The sequence below is a fragment of the Streptomyces sp. AN091965 genome (assembly GCF_022698285.1).
Classification (GTDB): Bacteria; Actinomycetota; Actinomycetes; order Streptomycetales; family Streptomycetaceae; genus Streptomyces.
This window is the reverse complement of record NZ_JALDMY010000001.1, coordinates 4671904-4691619: the sequence shown is the minus strand read 5'-3', so window position 1 is coordinate 4691619 and position 19716 is coordinate 4671904. Positions and strand designations below refer to the sequence as shown.

The following is a 19716-nucleotide window of genomic DNA, read 5'->3' as shown; positions in this document are numbered from 1 at the left end:
TCGGTGCGGCTCAGATCCCTGAACGGGTGCTGACGGGCCCTGCTGGTCGGGCAGTTCACCTCTCGCCGCGCCACCTCCGGAGCAAGGGCAGTACGGCGATCTCCAGAAGGATCGCCGACACGGCGACCTTGGCCAGCTCCTCACTGAGCACGAAGTGGACCAGCCAGAGGATCAGACGCTCCCACACGAACACGAGCAGCCAGACACAGCCGTGCCCGAAGGGGGTGAGGGCGTGGTCGTAGGAGTGGACGACGAGCCATGTGGCGCCGTGGGCCGTTCCTGTACCGAGGAAGGCGAAGAAGTGCCCCGTAGGGGTGAGCGCGTAGTCATAGAAGTGGGTGACGAGCCACAGGAAGCACCGGGCTGTCCCCGTGCCGAGGGAGGCGAAGAAGTGTCCGGTGGGGGTGAGGGCGTGGTCGTAGGTGCGGGTGGCGAGCCATGTGGTGCCGTGGGCTGTCCCGGTGCCGAGGGAGGCGAAGAAGTGCCCCGTAGGGGTGAGCGCGTAGTCATAGAAGTGGGTGACGAGCCAGGTGAAGCCGTGAGCTGTTCCCGTGCCGATCCGGACGAGGAAACGGCCTGTGTCACGCAGCATGCCCATGATGCCTCTGGAGTGGACGCGGCTTGGCTGAGTGAGCTCTCAACGACCTGCCGGACCCCGGAGTGCCCGGTGAATTCAAGCCTCCGGAAGAGGGTGTGACGGCGCGTCATCAGCCGCCCCGTAGGCCTCGTGCGCCCCTGTGGACGCGGCTGCGTACGTGAATCCGTACGCAGAATGGAGGGGGTGCCGTGCGTGTGTGGAGCCTTTGGGTGTCGGACCCACCGGAGGTTGCCGACAGGACTGTCTGCGGTCCTTGTCCCGTACGTCCGCGAGGGCCTTGCGGTGACTTCGTGCCCGCCGGGGCCGCGGGGTGGCCGGGCAGGCCGTGAAGTCCCCCCTGCGCAGTGCGGATTAGGCCATGCCCATGGCAAGGGAGGAGGGGGTGGCACGGGAGGCGGCGAGCGGCGCTCGTGGGGCTGAGCGCGCCCATGTGCGCCGTTGACGCGCCCCGTTGCCCGATGCATGGAATGGAGAGCAGGCAGTACGTCTCACGCCTTCGAGGAGGAGACCATGGCTGAATCCCCTGAGCGCGACACCTGTACGAGCGGTTGCCAGTGCGGTCCGGGCTGCAGTTGCGGCTGCCAGTCGGGTGGGGCTTGCCAGTGTGGCGGCGGCTGCGGCTGACGCTCCGCTGGGCTTAGCGGTGGGCGCCGGGCCCGGAGCCCGGCGCCCATCCCCCCGCCCCACTTCCCTCGGGCCTTGCCCCTGACCCCCTGCACGGACCTGCCCTTGCCCTCCCGGAGGGCCTACCTTCTGGCCCTGACCGGCCTGCCTTGCTCCACCAGGTCCCTTTTGCCGCGGCCTGCCTTGCTCCACCGGGGCCCTGCCTCTGGCCCTCGTGCACCGGCCCGCCCTGCTTCACCCGGACCCTGCCCTGCTCCGCTCCGGGCTCCTTGCGCCGGCCCGGCCTGCTCCACCCCGGCCCGTACGGGTCCGCCCTGCCTTGGTCCGGCCCGCACCGGCCTGCCCGGCTTCGCCGCGGCCTCTCCCACCCGCCCACCCGCATCGCCCCGGCTTCCGCCCGCCCGGCCCCGACGCGGAGCGCTGCCGCCGGGTGGACCGCCCCCGCCGCCCCCGCCGCTACCGCGGCGGGCTCCTCCCTCCCACCCACCCGGATCTCCCCGGCTTCGCCGAGCGCGGCCCCGACGCGAAGCACTGCGGGTGACGTGACCGCGCCGGCCCCTTGCGTCCGGTGGCTCACGGGGCTGCGCCCTGACGCTGGGCAGCGAGGCTTTCGGCACGGTCGCCTCTGGCGCGAAGGCCTTCGGTATGGGCTGCTGCGGCTGGTGGCTCCCGGACCCGTGTCCTGGGTGGGGGAGGGCGGTGGGACCGCCCCCGGCGGGGCGGCTCGGCGCGGAGGCCTGCCGTTGGCCGCTTCGGTGGCGGCTGCGCCGGGCCGTTGACGTGGGCTGTTGCGGCTGGTGGTTCGCGGGGCTGCGCCTCGGGCGGGGGAGGCGGGCAGAGCTCCGCGGTGCGTAGCGCGGCCCTCGGCACGGTGTGCCTTTGGCGCGAAGGCCTTCGGCATGGGATGGCGCAGCTGGGTGGCTCACGGGCCGGTGTCCCGGGCGGGGGCGGGTGGCGGGCCTGCGCCGACGGGGCGGCGTGGGGCGAGGCTGTCGGCTGGTGGCTCCCGGACCCGTGTCCTGGACGGGGGAGGGCGGTGGGACCGCCCCCGGCGTGGCGGCTCGGCGAAGGCCTGCCGCTGACCGCTTCGGCGCAGGTTGTGCCAGGCCTTCGACGTGGGCTGCCGCGGCGGGTGGCTCACGGGCCCGCGTCCCGGGCGGGGGCGGGTGGCGGGACAGCCCCCGCCCGCACGCTCGGCCCCGGCCAGGCCGCCCCACCGCGGAGGCCACCCGCCGCACCCCGATGGGGGCGGGCGGGTGGGCCCGCCCCGGCCGCGCGCAGCGCGGCTACCCGTCACACCTAGGCCGGGCCCCCTGGACCCAGGCCGCCCTCAAGGGGACAGCCCCCCGGGGTCAGGCCGCCCAAGGGCTCAGGCCTCCCTGGGGTCAGGCCGTCCAAGGGGCTCAGGCCCCCCTGGGGCCAGGCCGTCCAAGGGCTCAGCCCCCCCGGGGGGCCCAGCCCGGTCAAGGGGTCAGGCCCCCTCCACAGCCGCGTTGCCCGGCTGGAGCTCATCCGCGTGCTCGCCCGTCACCAGGTACACCACCCGGTTCGCCACCGACACCGCGTGGTCCGCGAACCGCTCGTAGTAGCGGCCGAGCAGCGTCACGTCGACCGCGGTCTCGATGCCGTGCTTCCAGCGGTCGTCCATCAGGTGCTGGAAGAGCGTGCGGTGCAGCAGGTCCATCTCGTCGTCGTCCTGCTCCAGCTGGAGCGCCAGGTCGACGTCCTTGGTGATGATGACCTCCGCCGCCTTGGCCATGAGGCGCTGCGCGAGCTGGCCCATCTCCAGGATGGTCGCGTGCAGGTCGCGCGGCACCGGCGACTCCGGGAAGCGCAGCCGCGCGAGCTTCGCCACGTGCTGGGCGAGGTCGCCGGACCGCTCCAGGTCGGCGCTCATCCGCAGCGAGGTCACGACGATGCGCAGGTCGGTGGCCACCGGCTGCTGGCGGGCCAGCAGTGCTATCGCGCGGGCCTCCAGGTCGTGCTGGAGGTCGTCGACCTTCTGGTCGGCGGCGATCACGGTCTCCGCGAGCTTCAGGTCCGCGTCGAGCATGGCCGTGGTGGCGCGCCCGATCGCCGACCCGACGAGACGGGCCATCTCGACCAGTCCCTCGCCGATCGAGTCAAGTTCCTCGTGGTACGCGTCACGCATCTGGCTGTCCCTCTCTCGTACGTCACAGGGGCGGGCCCCTACGTCATCAGGGGTTCTCCCCTACGCTCCCACGGTGTGGTGCGGACGCGTCCGTTACCGGCATCACAAGTGAATCGCCCCTGTCCTCCAGGCGAACGGTGGGATACGGCCCCTGTGTGCCGGAACTAACCGCTCCGCCGACCCGGCCACCCAAAATGAACCACCACTGTCCCCTTGGTGAACTCTGAGCGACGACTGTTCGAGGGGCCACTCGGATGGCTGTGGCTGGTGCTCCGACCACGCATAACCTTGAGGCATGGACGTGAACGCGGCGGTCGCCGCAGCGGCAGCGATCGCCGGGGTGTGCACCGGTGTCATCGCCATGCTGGCGTTCCGCTGGAGCGAACGCGACCAGAAACGCCCCACCAGGACTTCCCTGCACACCGACCCCGTACTGCCACCGGGCGTCGACACCGTGCTCTCCGTGCTGCGCTCCTCCGCCGTCGTGCTCGACGAGGCGGACAGCGTGGTCAAGGCCAGCTCGGCCGCGTACGCGCTCGGTCTCGTACGCGGCGGGAAGCTGGCCGTCGAGCCGATGCTCCAGATGGCCAGGGACACCCGGCGCGACGGCGAGATACGGCAGGTCGAGCTGGACCTGCCGCGCCGCGGCACCGGCAGGGGCGACGCCCTCGCGGTCTCCGCGCGCGTGGCCCCGCTGGGCTCCCGGCTCGTGCTGCTGCTCGTCGAGGACCTCACCGAGGCCCGCCGCATCGAGGCCGTGCGCCGCGACTTCGTGGCGAACGTGAGCCACGAGCTGAAGACCCCGGTCGGCGCCCTCAGCCTCCTCTCCGAGGCCGTCATGGACGCCGCCGACGACCCCGAGGCCGTCGAGCGCTTCGCGGGCCGGATGCAGAACGAGGCGACCCGTCTGACCAACCTCGTGCAGGAGCTGATCGACCTCTCCCGGGTGCAGAACGACGACCCCCTGGAGGACGCCGAGCCGGTCCGCGTGGACGAGCTCGTCGCCGAGGCGATCGACCGCTGCCGCCACCAGGCGGGCACGAAGCAGATCACGATGGCCGCGGGCGGCACCGCCGACCTGCACGTCTGGGGCAACCGCGGCCAGCTGGCCGCGGCCCTCGGCAACCTCGTGGAGAACGCCGTGAACTACTCGCCCGCCCGCACCCGCGTGGGGATAGCCGCCAGGCGGGTCAACGCCCCCGGCGGGGACCTCATCGAGGTCGCGGTCACGGACCAGGGCATCGGCATCTCGGACAAGGACAAGGAGCGCATCTTCGAGCGCTTCTACCGCGTCGACCCGGCCCGTTCCCGCGCCACCGGCGGTACGGGACTGGGCCTCGCCATCGTCAAGCACGTGGCGGCCTCGCACGCCGGGGAGGTCACCGTGTGGAGCTCGGAGGGACAGGGCTCCACCTTCACCCTGCGCCTGCCCGAGGCGGGTGCGACCCGCGAGCGCGGAGCCGGGCACGGTTTCGGCGACGAGCGCGCGCACCAGGGCGCCAGGCCCGACGACACAACCGCATACGAACCCATTCCTGCCGCCCCGGAGGTCCTTCCGTGACCCGAGTGCTCGTCGTCGAGGACGAGGAATCCTTCAGCGACGCCCTGTCGTACATGCTCCGCAAGGAGGGCTTCGAGGTCGCGATCGCGGCCACCGGCCCGGACGGACTCGACGAATTCGAGCGCAATGGCGCCGACCTCGTCCTGCTCGACCTGATGCTGCCGGGCCTGCCCGGCACGGAGGTCTGCCGCCAGCTGCGCAGCCGCTCCAACGTCCCGGTGATCATGGTCACCGCCAAGGACAGCGAGATCGACAAGGTCGTCGGACTCGAAATAGGAGCCGATGACTACGTCACCAAGCCGTTCTCGTCGCGTGAGCTGGTCGCCCGCATCCGCGCGGTCCTGCGCCGCAGGGGCGAGCCGGAGGAGGTCACCCCGCAGGCCCTGGAGGCGGGCCCGGTCCGCATGGACGTCGACCGGCACGTCGTCACGGTCTCCGGCTCCAAGGTCGACCTGCCCCTCAAGGAGTTCGACCTCCTGGAGATGCTGCTGCGCAACGCGGGCCGCGTCCTGACCCGCATGCAGCTCATCGACCGCGTCTGGGGCGCCGACTACGTGGGCGACACCAAGACCCTCGACGTCCACGTCAAGCGCCTGCGCGCCAAGATCGAGCCGGACCCCGGCGCCCCCCGCTACCTGGTGACGGTACGAGGCCTGGGCTACAAGTTCGAGCCGTAGACCGCCGCACAGGGAAGCGCTCCGAGCGGGAGCGCCCCGAAGGGGGCGCGGGGAACTGCGCGCCCAGCCCCCTACGGCCCGCAGGTCACAACGCACAAAGATGCGCGGAAGGGCGGGAACCCCCACCGGGTTCCCGCCCTTCCGCGTACGTAGGACCTGGCGTCAGTGCCCCGCGGCCTCGTGCGAGGCCCCCGCATCCGCGTCCGCCCCGTTCGCAGGGGCCTCCGCCTCACCGGAAGGGTTGCCCGACGGAGTCCCGGAGGCACCCTCGGACGGCTTGCCGGAGGGCTTCCCGGAAGGCTGACCGGAGGGCTTCCCGGAAGGGGAGCCGGACGGCTTCGCGTCCGGCGCCTTCGGGAGCTCGCTCGGCCCCCACTTCTCGAAGTAGCTCTCGGCCGGCACGACGAACGTCTTCAGCTTGACGTCGCCGGTCTTGTCGAAGGCGAAGGTGACGGGCTGCGCGTTGCCGTCCTCGACGGCCTCACGGCTGCTCGGCAGGACGGCGGACGCGTTGTCCTTGCCTCCGATGACGACGGAGCCGTGGGCCGGGATGACCAGGCCGCCGCCCTTGCCCTTCTTGCCGGGGCGGTCGCCCTTGGCGGGGCTCAGGGCGGCCTTCTTGCCCGTGCCGTCGACCGTGATCGACTCCAGGGTCTGGGCGGTGCGGCCGTTGTTGAAGACGGTCGCGGAGATCACCGCGGGACCGGTCGACTCGCGGTCCGGCTGCGTGATGATCATGGCGTTCTGGATCTTGATGTCGCCGACGGCGGTCGCCGCGTTGTCCGGCTTGATCTCGATCGTCTGGGCGTTGTTCCCGGCACCGCAAGCGGTGAGCGAGGCGAGCGAGATCGCGAGGGCGGTGGCGGCGATGGCGCCGCGTCGAAGGCTGCGGCTCACGGCGGCGGCAACTCCTTGAACGTGGGCGATACGGGCGGGCGGTTGCCCTAAGGGTGTGTCAGCGCGCTTAGGTTACCGAGCCGTTCCCGCGCCGCGGCACCCGACCCGCCCCTACGTGCCACCAGCCTCCGGCGCCTCCGCCGCCCCGTGCTTCCCATTGGCCTCGCGTTTCGACATTCGTATAACCGCGTCAGTGGCGTCTCGGGGATTTCCGGTAAGGAATGCGGGGCGGGCCGGAAATTGATCAGCGTCCGGATCACCGTCGTATCGCCGCCGTATCGGCAAGCGCATCGGAGCGCGGTTCCGGCGCATGGGCGCCCGCGCTTCTTGATCAATTCCGGATTCGCTCCCGCGCGGCCCGCACTTCGCCGCTCACCGGCGGGCGTACACGTGTCCCCGGTCACCGAACGGAGTAGCGGAAGTTCACCTGAGGGAACCCGGCAAACCGGGACGTTCGTCCCCTTGGGGCGCTCTCGCGGGGTGTGTAACGTGGGCGTTTCACCGTCGCCGGAGAGCGGCTCCGACCTGCGAATACCCCCTTCCGCAGCCGGTCCGCAGCACGTTCCTGTTGCTGTTGTCAAGCCCCGAGATATGCCCTGACCTGCGAAAACGCCATTCAGAAGACGCCGTATCCGTGTTACCCTGGATAGCCACGGAAGGGGTACCTGTCACATGACGTTCAAGGTTGGCGACACCGTGGTCTATCCCCATCACGGGGCCGCGCTGATCGAGGCCATCGAAACTCGTCAGATCAAAGGCGTGGACAAGACCTACTTGGTGCTGAAGGTCGCCCAGGGCGACTTGACGGTACGTGTGCCAGCGGACAACGCGGAGTTCGTCGGTGTGCGTGATGTGGTCGGCCAGGACGGCCTGGACCGGGTCTTCGAAGTACTGCGCGCGCCGTACGCCGAAGAGCCCACGAACTGGTCGCGTCGCTACAAGGCAAATCTCGAGAAGCTCGCCTCCGGCGACGTCATCAAGGTCGCGGAAGTAGTCCGTGACCTGTGGCGCCGGGAGCGGGAGCGCGGACTGTCCGCCGGAGAGAAGCGCATGCTCGCCAAGGCCCGTCAGATCCTGGTGAGCGAGCTCGCGCTCGCGGAGAACACGAACGAGGACAAGGCCGAGGCCCTGCTCGACGAGGTCCTCGCGTCCTGACGACCGAAGCCGTCGCTCCGGCGCGTGCGGACACCGTGCCCCACCTGGGCGCGCGTCCGGAATGGCCGCATCCCGGAATGACTCAGGGATGAAGGAACTGCCGCAGTGCCCGCCGACCCCACAGGGTGTCGCCGGGCACTGCGGCATGTTCGTACCCAAAAGCCCTCGTACGCATGTCACAGCCGTACGCATGGCACAGCGCTCGTACGCACATCACGCTCGGGATCCGGGGCCAGGCCACGCCCTGTCGTCCCCCGGACTTCACCGGCGGTTGGCGGGCACGGAAAGATCCCCCGGTACTTTGGCGTGCCGGGCTCGGGCAGCTGGCTCGACCAGATGTCACGGAAGGGTCCGGTCAAGGCGTCGCGCCCGGCACGGTGTGGCCATACCCATGTCGGCCGAGCGCACAAACCTGAACGGAACCGATGTCTGACGTAACCTCTCGCACCGCGGCCGTGATCCCCGCCGCGGGCCGCGGCGTACGCCTCGGCCCCGGTGCTCCCAAGGCCCTGCGCGCCCTCAACGGCACGCCGATGCTCGTCCACGCCGTGCGCGCCCTGGCCGCCTCGCGCGCCGTCGCGCTCGTCGTGGTCGTCGCCCCGCCGGACGGCGCCACCGAGGTCAAGACGCTGCTCGCCGACCACGCGCTGCCCGAGCGCACCGACGTCGTCGTCGTGCCCGGCGGCGCCACCCGCCAGGAGTCGGTGAAGCTCGGGCTCGACGCCCTCCCGCCGGACGTCGGCATCGTCCTCGTGCACGACGCGGCCCGCCCGCTCGTGCCCGTCGACACCGTGGACACCGTCATCGAGACCGTCCGCGACGGGGCGCCCGCCGTGGTGCCCGCGCTGCCGCTCGCCGACACCGTCAAGGAGGTCGAGCCCGGTGCGCCGGGGGCGCCCGAGCCGGTCGTCGCCACGCCCGAGCGCGCCCGGCTGCGCGCCGTGCAGACGCCCCAGGGCTTCGACCGCGCCACCCTGGTCCGCGCCCACGAGGCCGACGTCGTCGGCGAGGGCGCCACGGATGACGCCGGGCTCGTCGAGCGGCTCGGCGAGCCGGTCGTGCTCGTCCCCGGCCACGAGGAGGCGTTCAAGGTGACCCGCCCCCTCGACCTCGTGCTCGCCGAGGCCGTACTCGCCCGCAGGAGGGCCAACGATGGCTTCTGAACCGCTGCCGTACCCGCTGCCGCAGGTCGGCGTCGGCACCGACATTCACGCCTTCGAGGACGGCCGCGAACTGTGGTGCGCCGGGCTCAAGTGGGAGGGCGAGGGGCCCGGGCTCGCCGGGCACTCCGACGCGGACGTCGTCGCGCACGCGGCGTGCAACGCGCTGTTCTCCGCCGCCGGGCTCGGTGACCTCGGTGCCCACTTCGGCACCGGCAGGCCCGAGTGGGCCGGGGCCTCGGGGCTCACCCTCCTCGCCGAGGCGGCCCGGATCGTCCGGGCGGCAGGCTTCACCATCGGCAACGTAGCGGTGCAGGTCGTCGGCCCCCGGCCGAAGATCGGCAAGCGCCGCGAGGAGGCCCAGAAGGTCCTCTCGGACGCGGTCGGCGCCCCGGTCTCCGTCTCCGGCGCCACCACCGACGGCCTCGGCTTCCCGGGCCGCGACGAGGGCCTCATGGGCATCGCGACGGCCCTGGTGGTCCGTACCGGCTGAACCCCTCGGGACCGGTGGTCCGTACGGGCTGAGCGCGGGCCGGAATCCGCCTCGTCCCGTGGCGCACGGTCCCGCGATCCGGTAGGGCTACGAGTCGTCCAGTGATCAACCGCCGAGGAGCGAAGCCATGTCCGCCGCACTGTCCGACGACCTCAAGTCCCTGCTCGACACCCCGGTCTTCATCACCGTCGCCACCATCCAGCCCGACGGCAGCCCGCAGCTCTCACCGGTCTGGGTGAAGCGCGACGGCGACGACGTCGTCTTCTCGACCACGATCGGGCGACGGAAGGAGCGCAACCTGCGCCGCGACCCGCGCGTCACGGTGCTCTTCCAGCCCTTCGACGCGCCGTACACCTACGCGGAGATCCGCGGCACCGCCGAGATCACCACCGAGGGCGGCCAGGAGCTGATCGACGAGCTGTCGATGAAGTACACGGGCAAGAAGTACGCCGACTTCAACCCGGGCTCCAAGGACGACGCGCAGCGCGTCGTCGTCCGCGTCACGGCCCGCAAGGTCATCGGGCGCATCTGACCGGACCGGGGGACTCCGGGCCGCCCTCCGGACGGCTCCGGCGGGCACCGACATCACAGTTGTGTGCCCCGTGCCCCCAAGGGGCGCGGGGCACTGTCCCGCGCCCACTACCCTGGAGTGGTGACGATTCGCCTGTACGACACCAGCGCCCGGCAGATCCGTGACTTCCAGCCCCTGACCGCGGGCTGCGTCTCGATCTACCTGTGTGGTGCCACGGTGCAGGCGGCCCCGCACATCGGGCACATCAGGTCGGGCCTCAACTTCGACATCATGCGCCGCTGGTTCGCGTACCGGGGCTACGACGTGACGTTCATCCGCAACGTCACGGACATCGACGACAAGATCATCCGGAAGTCGGCGGACCAGGGCCGCCCCTGGTGGTCCATCGGCTACGAGAACGAGCGCGCCTTCAACGACGGCTACGACGCCCTCGGCTGCCTCCCGCCCACCTACGAGCCGCGCGCCACCGGCCACGTCACCGAGATGGTCGAGATGATGCGCGGCCTCATCGAGCGCGGCCACGCCTATGAGGCCGACGGCAGCGTCTACTTCGACGTGCGCTCCTGGCCGCAATACCTGGAGCTGTCGCGCCAGGACCTGGACAAGATGCAGCAGCCCAGCGAGGAAGGCATCACCGGCAAGCGCGACCCGCGCGACTTCGCCATGTGGAAGGCCGTCAAGCCGGGCGAGCCCGCCTGGGACACGCCCTTCGGCCCCGGCCGCCCCGGCTGGCACCTGGAGTGCTCGGCCATGGCGCACAAGTACCTGGGCAGCGCCTTCGACATCCACGGCGGCGGCATCGACCTGATCTTCCCGCACCACGAGAACGAGATCGCGCAGGCCAAGGCCTTCGGCGACGACTTCGCCACGTACTGGGTGCACAACGCCTGGGTCACCATGAGCGGCGAGAAGATGTCCAAGTCGCTCGGCAACTCGGTGCTCGTCTCCGAGATGGTCAAGCGCTGGCGCCCCATCGTCCTGCGCTACTACCTGGGCACCCCGCACTACCGCTCGATGATCGAGTACAGCGAGGAGGCCCTGCGCGAGGCCGAGGCGGCGTTCGCCCGCATCGAGGGCTTCACGCAGCGCGTGGTGGAGCTTGCCGGGGGCGTCGTGGAGCCCGCGGCCGAGGTGCCGCCCGCGTTCGCCGACGCGATGGACGACGACCTGGGCGTCCCGCAGGCGCTCGCGATCGTCCACACCACGGTCCGCCAGGGCAACTCCGCGCTCGCCGCGGACGACAAGGAGGCCGCCGTCGCGCGGCTCGCCGAGGTGCGGGCCATGCTGGGCGTCCTCGGCCTCGACCCGCTCGACCCGCACTGGGCGGCGGTCGGCGGCGAGGGCTCGGGCGACGAGCTGAACGGCGTGGTCGACGCCCTGGTCCGGCTCGTGCTCGACCAGCGCGAGGCCGCGCGCGGCCGCAAGGACTGGGCCACCGCCGACGCCATCCGCGACCAGCTCGCCCAGGCGGGCCTGGCCATCGAGGACAGCCCGTCGGGGCCGCGCTGGACGCTCGGCGCCCGCTAGCGGGACCCCGCGAATGTGCCGCCCGGCGCGCCGGGCGGCACACTGCATTGCAGAGACATACGTACGTAACCCGAGGAACAGGTAGGTCATGGCCGCTAACAACCGCCGCATGTCCGGCAAGAAGGGCGCGCAGGTCGGCAGCGGCGGCAAGCGGCGCCGGGCCCTCGAAGGCAAGGGGCCGACGCCGCCCGCCGAGATGCGCAAGGGCCACGCCAAGCAGCGCATCGCGCAGGCACAGGCGCGGCGCGCACAGGGCCGCCCGCAGCAGCGCCGCACCGGCGGCAAGTCCGCGGCCGAGATGGTCGTGGGACGCAACCCGGTCGCCGAGGCGCTGCGCGAGGGCGTGCCCGCCACGACGCTCTACGTCCAGCAGTTCATCGACAACGACGAGCGCGTCCGCGAGGCCATCCAGCTCGCCGGTGAGCGCGGCGGCATCCACCTGATGGAGGCCCCGCGGCCCGAGCTGGACCGCATGACCAACGGCCTCAACCACCAGGGCCTCGTGCTCCAGGTGCCGCCGTACGAGTACGCGCACCCGGAGGACCTCGCCGCGGCCGCGTACGACCAGGGCGAGGACCCGCTGATCGTCGCGCTCGACGGCGTGACGGACCCGAGGAACCTGGGCGCCGTGGTGCGGTCCGTGTCGGCCTTCGGCGGCCACGGCGTGGTCGTGCCCGAGCGCCGGGCGGCCGGGATGACGGCGGGCGCGTGGAAGACGTCCGCCGGTGCGGCCGCGCGCACGCCGGTGGCGCGGGCCACCAACCTCACGCGGGCACTGGAGGCGTACAAGAAGGCGGGCATCGCGGTCGTCGGTCTGGCCGCCGACGGCGAGCACGAGATCGGCGAGCTCGGCGCCCTGGAGGGCCCGGTCGTCATCGTCGTCGGCAGTGAGGGCAAGGGCCTCTCGCGCCTGGTCGGCGAGACCTGCGACTTCCGCGTGCGGATCCCCATGCCGGGCGGGACCGAGTCCCTGAACGCGGGCGTGGCCGCGGGCGTGGTGCTCTACGAGGCGGCCCGCCGCCGGGCCTGAGCCCTGCGCACCGACCCCCGCCACCGGCCGGGCCGCGGGCCCGCCGGTGGCGGGGAATGGTGGGGTTTGACGGGGTCCGGACAGATCCGGGCGGTCAAGGCAGTGTCCAAACCTCGCGTCACTCGGTTAGATGAGTGTGGACACCAGAACACCCCGCACACCCACGGGGGGACGCTCGTCAGGGTTCGACGACACTCCCGCGCTGAGCATGGTGAAGGTGCCCTGCGACCCCGCGCAGGTCATCGTCAATCACGCGAGCTTCCGCGTCCAGCTGTCGCCGGCAGGGCGGTCCCCGTCGCCGCGCGTCGCCCGCCATGTGAGCGCCGCCGAGGAGACCGTGCGCATGCCCGCGGTGGGCGCGGCAGGCGGCGGGGCGCGCCGGCGCGCGCCGGTCGTCTGGAGCGGTAAGTCCGAGCCGGGTGACCCCGGCGCGGGCGGGCTGCTGCAGGCCGTGCGCGGCAGCGGGGTGCGCCGCGCGGCGGACGTGACGGCAGGCGGCGATCCGCAGGCCGCCCGCGTCGGCTACGACGACGGCGGTGCCACCCAGGTCATCCCGCGCGTCGACGTCGACGATCCGTACGGCGACACCGTGCAGACCCCCGCCGTGGGCGGCGCACGCGGCGGCGACCACGGACCCACCCGGCTCCTGCCGCAGATGCGCATGCCGGGCAGTGCCGACGACGAGGCGCGCGCCGACGATCCGTACGACGACGGCTACGGCGACGAGGCCGCCGACTTCGCCGACGACGCGGCCGGGCGCCGCGCCGGGAAGCCGCCCAACGGGGTGCGGCACGCGTACTACCCGGGGCGCCGCCTCAACCTCGGCGTGGTGCTGCTCCCGCTGCGCGTCTTCCTCGGCTTCATCTCCATCTACGCGGGCATGGGCAAGCTCTGCGACCCCGTCTACTTCGACGGCGGCGAGCGCGGCTCCATGGTCAAGTGGCTGAACTCGCTGCACCCGTGGGCGCTCGCCGAGCCGCTGCGGGACTGGGCGCTCCAGCACCCCGTGGGCGCGGGCCTGGTCATCGCCTTCCTCCAGGTGATCGTCGGCGTCCTGACCGTGCTCGGCCTCTGGCAGCGGGTCGCCGCCGGGGTGGGGATGCTGCTTTCGATCGCGCTGCTCGTGACGGTGAGCTGGAAGACCGTCCCGGCGTACGACGCGCCCGACATCATCTATCTCGCCGCCTGGTCGCCGCTGATCATCGCGGGCGCCCCGGTGTACTCCGTCGACGCCCGGCTCGCCGGGGAGGCCTGGCGCACGCTCGGGCCGCGCGCCGCGCTGTGGGAGCTGCGCCGCCGGGTGCTGCGCAGGGGCGGGCTCGTCGGCACCGTCGTGGTCGGCCTGACGCTGCTCGTCGGCTCGCTGCTCGGCGGGGCGGTGCGGGACGCGGACCGCGTGACCGTGCCGGGGCCCGGCGAGGCGCCGCGCAACGAGCTGCCGGGCTCCCCGCTGCCGGGCGACCCGGACGGCAAGCGCGAGCGCCGCAGCGACACGCGCAGCCCCTCGGCCTCCGCGGGGACGCCGACGCAGGGCACCACGGCGAGCCCCTCGCAGGAGGGCGCCACCGGCACGCCGGACGCGGCCCGCGAGACGGGCAGCGTCAGCGGCACGGGCAGCAGGCCGAGCGCGACGCAGGGCACCGGCGAGCAGGCTCCGGCGCAGCAGCAGCCCGCGCCGACCCAGGAGCGCCCGCCCGCCGCCACCAGCGGCCCGACCTCCAGCGGCGGCACGAGCGGCGGCGCGGGGCCTGGCGGCGGCACCACGGGTGGTTCGGACACCACCAGCGGCGGCAGCGGCTCCGGCGGCAGCGGCGGCGGCCGCCCTGGCCTGCTCGGCGGCGTGCTGGGCTGAGGCCGTCGGTCGCCTGCGGGTTCGTCGTGGCTGGTCGCGCCCACGCGGCGGAGCCGCATGGTGACTCAGCCCCGCGCCCCTTCGGGGCGCTACTGCGCGGCCAGTTCCTTGGCGGCTTCCGTGAGGTCCTTCGCGGTGTCGATGGCGCGCCAGTACGCGCCCTGCGGCAGCGGGAAGCCCGCCAGGCGCTTCTCCCGGGCCAGGCGCGGGAACGTGGTGCGCTCGTGGTCGCCGAGGTCCGGGAGCAGGGCGGTGAAGGCCGCGGAGAAGACGTACACGCCCGCGTTGATGAGGTACGGGGACGGCGGGGCCTCGATGAAGTCCGTGATGTGGCCGAACGCGTCGGTCTCGACGGCGCCCCAGGGGATGCGGGGGCGGGCGAGGGCGAGCGTGGCGGTGGCGTCGCGCTCGGCGTGGAAAGCCGCCATGTCGCGCAGCGAGAAGCGGGTCCAGATGTCGCCGTTCGTGGCGTACCACGGCTGGTCGGGCTCGGGCAGGTGGGCGGCCGCGTACTTCAGGCCGCCGCCGCGGCCCAGGGGCTCCGTCTCGACGACGGTGGTGACCTTCAGCGGCAGGTCGGCGCTCTCCAGCCAGTCCTGGAGGACCTCGGCGAGGTGGCCGCAGGAGACGACCGCGTCCGTCACGCCCTCGGCCGCGAGCCAGGCCAGCTGGTGGCCGATGATCGGGGTGCCCGTGCCGGGGATCTCGACCATGGGCTTGGGGCGATCATCGGTGTACGGGCGCAGCCGGGAACCCTGGCCGCCGGCCAGGACCACGGCCTGCGTGGGCTTTGCTGTGTGGATGTCACCGGTGGTCATGACGGAACCCTACGCGTTGGGACGCGCAGGGTTCCGACGTGGCCGGCGCTGACAGGGGGCGCTAGGGGTGGGGCCGGGGTCGGCCCGGCGCTCCTCAGTTGTTGTGGTGGGCGGCGACGCCCGCGGCGAAGGACGTGTCGCAGACCGGGCGGGCGTACGACTGGGCGCGGCTCGGGCCGTAGGCGCGGACGGCGGCGCGGCCGAGGGCGCGGGCGATGGACACGCAGTGCTTGGCGAGCGACGGGTGCCGGTCGACCTCCTGCTGGAGGTGGGTGAGGGCGACGCCCGGGTTCTTCTCCTGGAGTTCCAGGAGGAGGCGGTCGCGCACGATCTCGTGGGGGCCGCGGGACCTGGCCGGCGCGGAGAGGTCGCCCGCGGACGCGGTGAGGACCGAATCCGATGAGCTGCCGGACCAGTTGACCCGGGTGACCGCGAGCGTGCCGGACAGCACCAGGACGACGGGCAGGACGAGGGCGAGCGTGCGCCCGATGCGGCGGCCGGGGCCGCGGTGGCCTCGGCGCGGCTTCTGGGTGTGGTTGGCGGAGTGCGTCACGCGAGTGAGGGTAGCGCTAGGTGATGATTTGGCGACATTTAGTCACCCGGTTGGGTGAGGGGGAATGTGGTTTGGCGAAGTGGATGTTGACGAACACCGGGCGAAATGACCGATGTGCCGGGGTATTTGTCGACAACGCGCGGAGATGTCCGAGAGCGCGCAAAGGGCCCCGTGCCTGAGCACGGGGCCCCTGGGGCCGGTTGACGCCGTCACGCCCCGGCGCTAGGCCGGAACGCCCTCGCGCAGCGTTCAGTCGGTGAGGCGTTCGCCGGTGGACGTGGAGAAGACGTGGGTCTCGCCCGGGCGCGGCACGACGTGGAGCAGGGCGCCCTTCTCGGGGACCTGGCGGCCGTTGACGCGGACCACGAGGTCCTTCTGCTCGCCGCCGACCTCGGCGGTGCCGTACACATAGCCGTCGGCGCCGAGCTCCTCGACGACGTTCACGGACACGGCGAGACCGGCCGGGGCGTCCTCGGACTCCTTGGTGAGGGTCTTCGCGGCGCCGCCGTTCTGCTCGACCACGTCGAAGTGCTCGGGGCGGACGCCGACGGTGACGGTGCGGTCGCCCTTGTCGGCGGCCGCGGCGAGGGCCTCGCGGTTCACCGGCACCACCGAGTTGCCGAACTTCACGCCGCCGTCGGTGATCGGGACCTCGACGAGGTTCATGGCGGGCGAGCCGATGAAGCCCGCGACGAAGAGGTTCGCCGGACGGTCGTACATGTTGCGCGGCGAGTCGACCTGCTGGAGCAGGCCGTCCTTGAGGACGGCGACGCGGTCGCCCATCGTCATGGCCTCGACCTGGTCGTGGGTGACATACACGGTGGTGATGCCGAGGCGGCGCTGGAGCGAGGCGATCTGCGTGCGCGTGGAGACGCGGAGCTTGGCGTCGAGGTTCGACAGCGGCTCGTCCATGAGGAAGACCTGGGGCTCGCGGACGATGGCGCGGCCCATCGCGACGCGCTGGCGCTGGCCGCCGGAGAGGGCCTTGGGCTTGCGGTCCAGGTACTCGGTGAGGTCGAGGATCTTCGCGGCCTCTTCGACCTTCTGCCGGATCGTGCCCTTGTCGACGCCTGCGATCTTCAGGGCGAAGCCCATGTTCGCGGCGACCGTCATGTGCGGGTACAGCGCGTAGTTCTGGAACACCATGGCGATGTCCCGGTCCTTGGGCGGCAGGTGCGTGACGTCGCGGTCGCCGATGCGGATCGCGCCGCCGTTCACGTCCTCCAGGCCCGCGAGCATGCGCAGGGAGGTGGACTTGCCGCAGCCGGACGGACCGACCAGGACGAGGAACTCGCCGTCCTCGATCTCGATCTCAAGACCGTCGACCGCGGGCTTGGTGGAACCCGGGTAGATCCGGGTCGCCTTGTCGAACGTCACAGTGGCCATGGTGAGGGCCCCCTTCACCGGCAGGAACGTGCCGGACGATCCGAGTAAAGGATGGGTCTAGTCCAGTTGTCCGGACTGCCCGTGACGCTACCCCGCTGGTCACCGCTCTGTCAGTAGTCCGGAGGGGATGACCTTCGACGAGATTTTCGACTGCGGCGGGGGCCCCGTTGGTTACACTGCACGGGCACGGCCGCACAGGGGCCCGTGCAGGCCTCCTTAGCTCAGCTGGTCAGAGCGCCGCTCTTGTAAAGCGAAGGTCGTCGGTTCGAATCCGACAGGGGGCTCCACACGCCGTCCTCGCGAACCGTTTCCGCTGGGGCCGCCGCGAGGCCGTCCCGGCTCAGCCGCGGCCGGTGAGGCGGTCCGCGAGCCGGGCCAGGCGCGTGGTGCGCGCCGCCGGTGACGTCAGCTCCTTGCGGTCGGCCGCGCGGTACGCCGCGTACAGGCCGTGCACCCCCAGCCAGCGCAGCGGCTCCGGCTCCCACTTGCGCACCCGGTGGTCCACCCAGGCAAGCCCGGTCAGGTCCGTCGCGCCCGCGTGGCCCGAGTCCCGCCGCACCAGGTCCCGCAGCGTGCGTCCCGCGAGGTTCGCGGTGGCGACGCCGGAGCCGACGTAGCCGCCCGCCCAGCCGAGGCCCGTCGCCCGGTCCAGGGTGACCGTGGCGCACCAGTCGCGCGGCACGCCGAGGACGCCCGACCAGGCGTGGTCGACGCCGACGCCGGTGAGCTGCGGGAAGAAGCGGACCAGGAGCTCGCGCAGGGCCTCGACGGTGGCGGCCTGGGTGCGGCCCGGGTTGGCCGCGGTGTCGGTCTTCGAGCCGTAGCGGTACGGCACGCCCCGGCCGCCGATGGCGATGCGGTCGTCTGCGGTGCGCTGGGCGTACATGTACGCGTGCGCCATGTCGCCGAGGGTCTCGCGGCCCGCCCAGCCGAGGGTGTCCCACACCTCGGCGGACAGCGGCTCGGTCACGATCATCGAGGAGTTCATCGGCAGCCAGGTGCGGCGCTGGCCCTTGAGGGAGGCGGTGAAGCCCTCCGTGCAGCGCAGCACGTACGGGGCGCGGACCGTGCCGTAGGGGGTGACGGCGTGCCGGGGGCGGATCTCCGTGACCGGCGTCGACTCGTGGATGCGCACGCCGAGCGCCTCGACGGCCGCCGCGAGGCCCTTCACCAGCTTCACCGGGTGCAGACGGGCGCCGTGCGGCGTCCAGGACGAGCCGACCGCCCCGGCGACGCGCACCCGCTCGGCGGTCTCGCGGGCGCCGCGCAGCACCCGGTCGCTCTCGCCGTACGCGAGCTCCGCCGCGTGGAAGGCCTTGAGGCGGGCCAGCTGGGCGGGCGTGTACGCGACTTCGAGGACGCCGCCGTGGTGGATGTCGGCGTCGATCCGCTCCTCGGCGGCGACCCGGACGACTTCGCCGACCGTGTCGTTCATGGCCTGCTGGAGGCGGACGGCGGCTTCGTGGCCGTGCAGCGCGGCGTACCGGTCGCGGCCCGCGATGCCGTTGTAGAGCCAGCCGCCGTTGCGCCCCGAGGCGCCGTAGCCGCAGAACCGCTGCTCCAGGACCGTGACGCGCAGGGACGGGGCCGCCTTCTTCAGGTAGTACGCGGTCCACAGGCCGGTGTAGCCGCCGCCCACCACGCAGACGTCGGCGCTCGCGTCGCCGCCCAGGGGCTCGCGGGGCGCGGGCAGTCCGTCGTCCGCGTACCAGAAGGAGATGCCGCCGTTCACGGTGTCCGTGCTGCTCCTGGGGCTGCTCATGGGGCGGGAGGTTACTGCGCGCGCAGAGCTCTGGGCAGAGGTCGGATAGATTTCCGGTACTTCGGGTGCCCTCAGCGGTACGTGGCGATTTCAGGAGTTCTGGAGGGCTTTTCATGGCCGTACGCAAGGCCGGGCGCATGGCCGCATCGGTGGCCGCCGTCGCGCTGCTCGGTGCCGTGGTCACCGGGTGCGACTCCGACGACGACGGCGACGGCGACTGGATGGGCTCGGGCAAGAAGTCCCCGTCCGCCTCCGCCACGCCGTCCGGTCCGGCGCAGAAGTCGCCGTCCGGGGAAGCGGTCCCGGAGGCGAAGGTCCCGCCCGCCTCGGTGAACGACCTCGCGAAGGTCCCCACCGCGGTCAAGGGCGGCGTGATCACGGTCGGCGAGCCGTCCGCGAAGCACACGGTGAAGGTGTACGAGGACCCGCGCTGCCCCTTCTGCAAGAAGTTCGAGGAGAACGGCGCGCAGGCGCTCGTCGCGCCGCTGGCCGCGGGCGACGTGAAGGTCGAGTACACGATCGCCTCGTTCCTCGACAACAACTTCGGCGGCGACGGCTCCAAGAACGCCGCCAACGCGCTGCGGGCGGCCGTCGACACGGGCAAGTTCCCGCAGTTCCACTCCGCGCTCTTCACCAACCAGCCCGAGGAGAGCGACGACGGCTTCACGCCCGCGTTCCTGCTGAAGGTCGGCGCGGCCGCGGGCATCGAGGACGCCGCGTTCGACAAGGCGGTGACCGGCAACGCGCACAAGGCGTGGGTGGCCGCCGCCATGAAGGCCTTCACCGCCGACGGCGTCTCCGGGACGCCCACGGTCGAGATCGACGGCAAGAAGGCGCCCGCCGACTCCCTGTACGACAAGGCCGACTTCGCGAAGGTGCTCAAGGAGACCGGGGTCTCCTGACCGGAGGCCGCGGAACGCGCCAGCTGGCCGGTTTTAA

17 protein-coding genes and 1 tRNA gene are annotated in these 19716 nt (G+C 72.3%); 11 read left to right on the top strand and 7 right to left on the bottom strand.

The genetic code is table 11. The features are described 5' to 3' along the window. Positions 1-55 precede the first annotated feature (55 nt). Both MQV74_RS19685 and phoU read right to left on the bottom strand, forming a co-directional pair. On the bottom strand, positions 56-592 hold the full coding sequence (locus tag MQV74_RS19685; RefSeq protein WP_242719502.1) for a hypothetical protein: 537 nt from the start codon (positions 590-592) through the stop codon (positions 56-58). A 2101-nt stretch (positions 593-2693) separates the two neighbouring features. Beyond that, positions 2694-3374, bottom strand: a complete 681-nt coding sequence (gene phoU / locus MQV74_RS19680; protein WP_242719500.1) for a phosphate signaling complex protein PhoU — start codon at positions 3372-3374, stop codon at positions 2694-2696. A gap of 295 nt (positions 3375-3669) precedes the next feature. Between phoU and MQV74_RS19675 the strand changes: the two genes are divergently transcribed. Both MQV74_RS19675 and MQV74_RS19670 read left to right on the top strand, forming a co-directional pair. Further along, positions 3670-4935 (top strand): sensor histidine kinase, encoded by a 1266-nt coding sequence (locus MQV74_RS19675; RefSeq protein ID WP_242719498.1) that lies wholly within the window; start codon positions 3670-3672, stop codon positions 4933-4935. After that, complete coding sequence (locus tag MQV74_RS19670; RefSeq protein ID WP_030682312.1) at positions 4932-5612, top strand: response regulator transcription factor; 681 nt, start codon at positions 4932-4934, stop codon at positions 5610-5612. Before MQV74_RS19675 ends, MQV74_RS19670 begins: the two co-directional genes overlap by 4 nt. Before the next feature lie 162 nt (positions 5613-5774). Here MQV74_RS19670 and MQV74_RS19665 read toward each other — a convergent pair whose 3' ends face one another. Then, complete coding sequence (locus MQV74_RS19665; protein ID WP_242719496.1) at positions 5775-6509, bottom strand: DUF461 domain-containing protein; 735 nt, start codon at positions 6507-6509, stop codon at positions 5775-5777. Between the two features lie 672 nt (positions 6510-7181). On the opposite strand from MQV74_RS19665, the gene MQV74_RS19660 reads away from it, so the two are divergent. The 7 genes from MQV74_RS19660 (at position 7182) to MQV74_RS19630 (ending at position 14258) form a co-directional block, all read left to right on the top strand. After that, positions 7182-7664, top strand: coding sequence for a CarD family transcriptional regulator (locus MQV74_RS19660; protein ID WP_003953493.1), 483 nt, complete (start codon positions 7182-7184; stop codon positions 7662-7664). 425 nt (positions 7665-8089) lie between these two features. Beyond that, the gene (gene ispD, locus MQV74_RS19655; RefSeq protein WP_242719494.1) at positions 8090-8827 is read left to right on the top strand and encodes a 2-C-methyl-D-erythritol 4-phosphate cytidylyltransferase; all 738 of its coding nucleotides are present in this window, start codon (positions 8090-8092) and stop codon (positions 8825-8827) included. Beyond that, entirely contained in the window at positions 8817-9317 is a 501-nt protein-coding gene (gene ispF, locus MQV74_RS19650; RefSeq protein WP_242719491.1) for a 2-C-methyl-D-erythritol 2,4-cyclodiphosphate synthase, read from the top strand. The genes ispD and ispF overlap by 11 nt, the downstream gene beginning before the upstream one ends. Before the next feature lie 127 nt (positions 9318-9444). Next, complete coding sequence (locus tag MQV74_RS19645) at positions 9445-9849, top strand: PPOX class F420-dependent oxidoreductase (RefSeq protein WP_242719489.1); 405 nt, start codon at positions 9445-9447, stop codon at positions 9847-9849. A gap of 120 nt (positions 9850-9969) precedes the next feature. Continuing rightward, entirely contained in the window at positions 9970-11376 is a 1407-nt protein-coding gene (cysS, locus tag MQV74_RS19640; RefSeq protein ID WP_242719487.1) for a cysteine--tRNA ligase, read from the top strand. An 88-nt stretch (positions 11377-11464) separates the two neighbouring features. Next, entirely contained in the window at positions 11465-12406 is a 942-nt protein-coding gene (gene rlmB / locus MQV74_RS19635) for a 23S rRNA (guanosine(2251)-2'-O)-methyltransferase RlmB (RefSeq protein WP_242719485.1), read from the top strand. Positions 12407-12542: 136 nt separating this feature from the next. Continuing rightward, positions 12543-14258: a DoxX family protein gene (locus tag MQV74_RS19630; protein WP_242728869.1), complete on the top strand. Its 1716-nt coding sequence runs from the start codon at positions 12543-12545 to the stop codon at positions 14256-14258. Between the two features lie 89 nt (positions 14259-14347). Here the strand turns inward: MQV74_RS19630 and MQV74_RS19625 are convergent, their stop codons facing one another. The 3 genes from MQV74_RS19625 to MQV74_RS19615 all read right to left on the bottom strand — a co-directional run bounded on the left by MQV74_RS19625 (position 14348) and on the right by MQV74_RS19615 (position 17015). Further along, positions 14348-15061: a nucleotidyltransferase family protein gene (locus MQV74_RS19625; protein ID WP_242728866.1), complete on the bottom strand. Its 714-nt coding sequence runs from the start codon at positions 15059-15061 to the stop codon at positions 14348-14350. A 109-nt stretch (positions 15062-15170) separates the two neighbouring features. Further along, positions 15171-15629 carry a hypothetical protein gene (locus tag MQV74_RS19620; protein ID WP_242719483.1) on the bottom strand — a complete coding sequence of 153 codons (459 nt, stop codon included), beginning with the start codon at positions 15627-15629 and terminating at the stop codon, positions 15171-15173. A gap of 249 nt (positions 15630-15878) precedes the next feature. Then, positions 15879-17015 carry an ABC transporter ATP-binding protein gene (locus MQV74_RS19615; RefSeq protein ID WP_242719481.1) on the bottom strand — a complete coding sequence of 379 codons (1137 nt, stop codon included), beginning with the start codon at positions 17013-17015 and terminating at the stop codon, positions 15879-15881. 210 nt (positions 17016-17225) lie between these two features. Here MQV74_RS19615 and MQV74_RS19610 point away from each other — a divergent pair. After that, a tRNA-Thr gene (locus tag MQV74_RS19610) sits at positions 17226-17302 on the top strand. A 53-nt stretch (positions 17303-17355) separates the two neighbouring features. Here MQV74_RS19610 and MQV74_RS19605 read toward each other — a convergent pair. Next, a complete protein-coding gene (locus tag MQV74_RS19605; RefSeq protein ID WP_242719479.1) occupies positions 17356-18777 on the bottom strand; it encodes an NAD(P)/FAD-dependent oxidoreductase in 1422 nt (473 codons plus the stop codon). Between the two features lie 113 nt (positions 18778-18890). On the opposite strand from MQV74_RS19605, the gene MQV74_RS19600 reads away from it, so the two are divergent. Continuing rightward, on the top strand, positions 18891-19679 hold the full coding sequence (locus tag MQV74_RS19600) for a DsbA family protein (RefSeq protein ID WP_242719477.1): 789 nt from the start codon (positions 18891-18893) through the stop codon (positions 19677-19679). Positions 19680-19716: the final 37 nt, after the last annotated feature.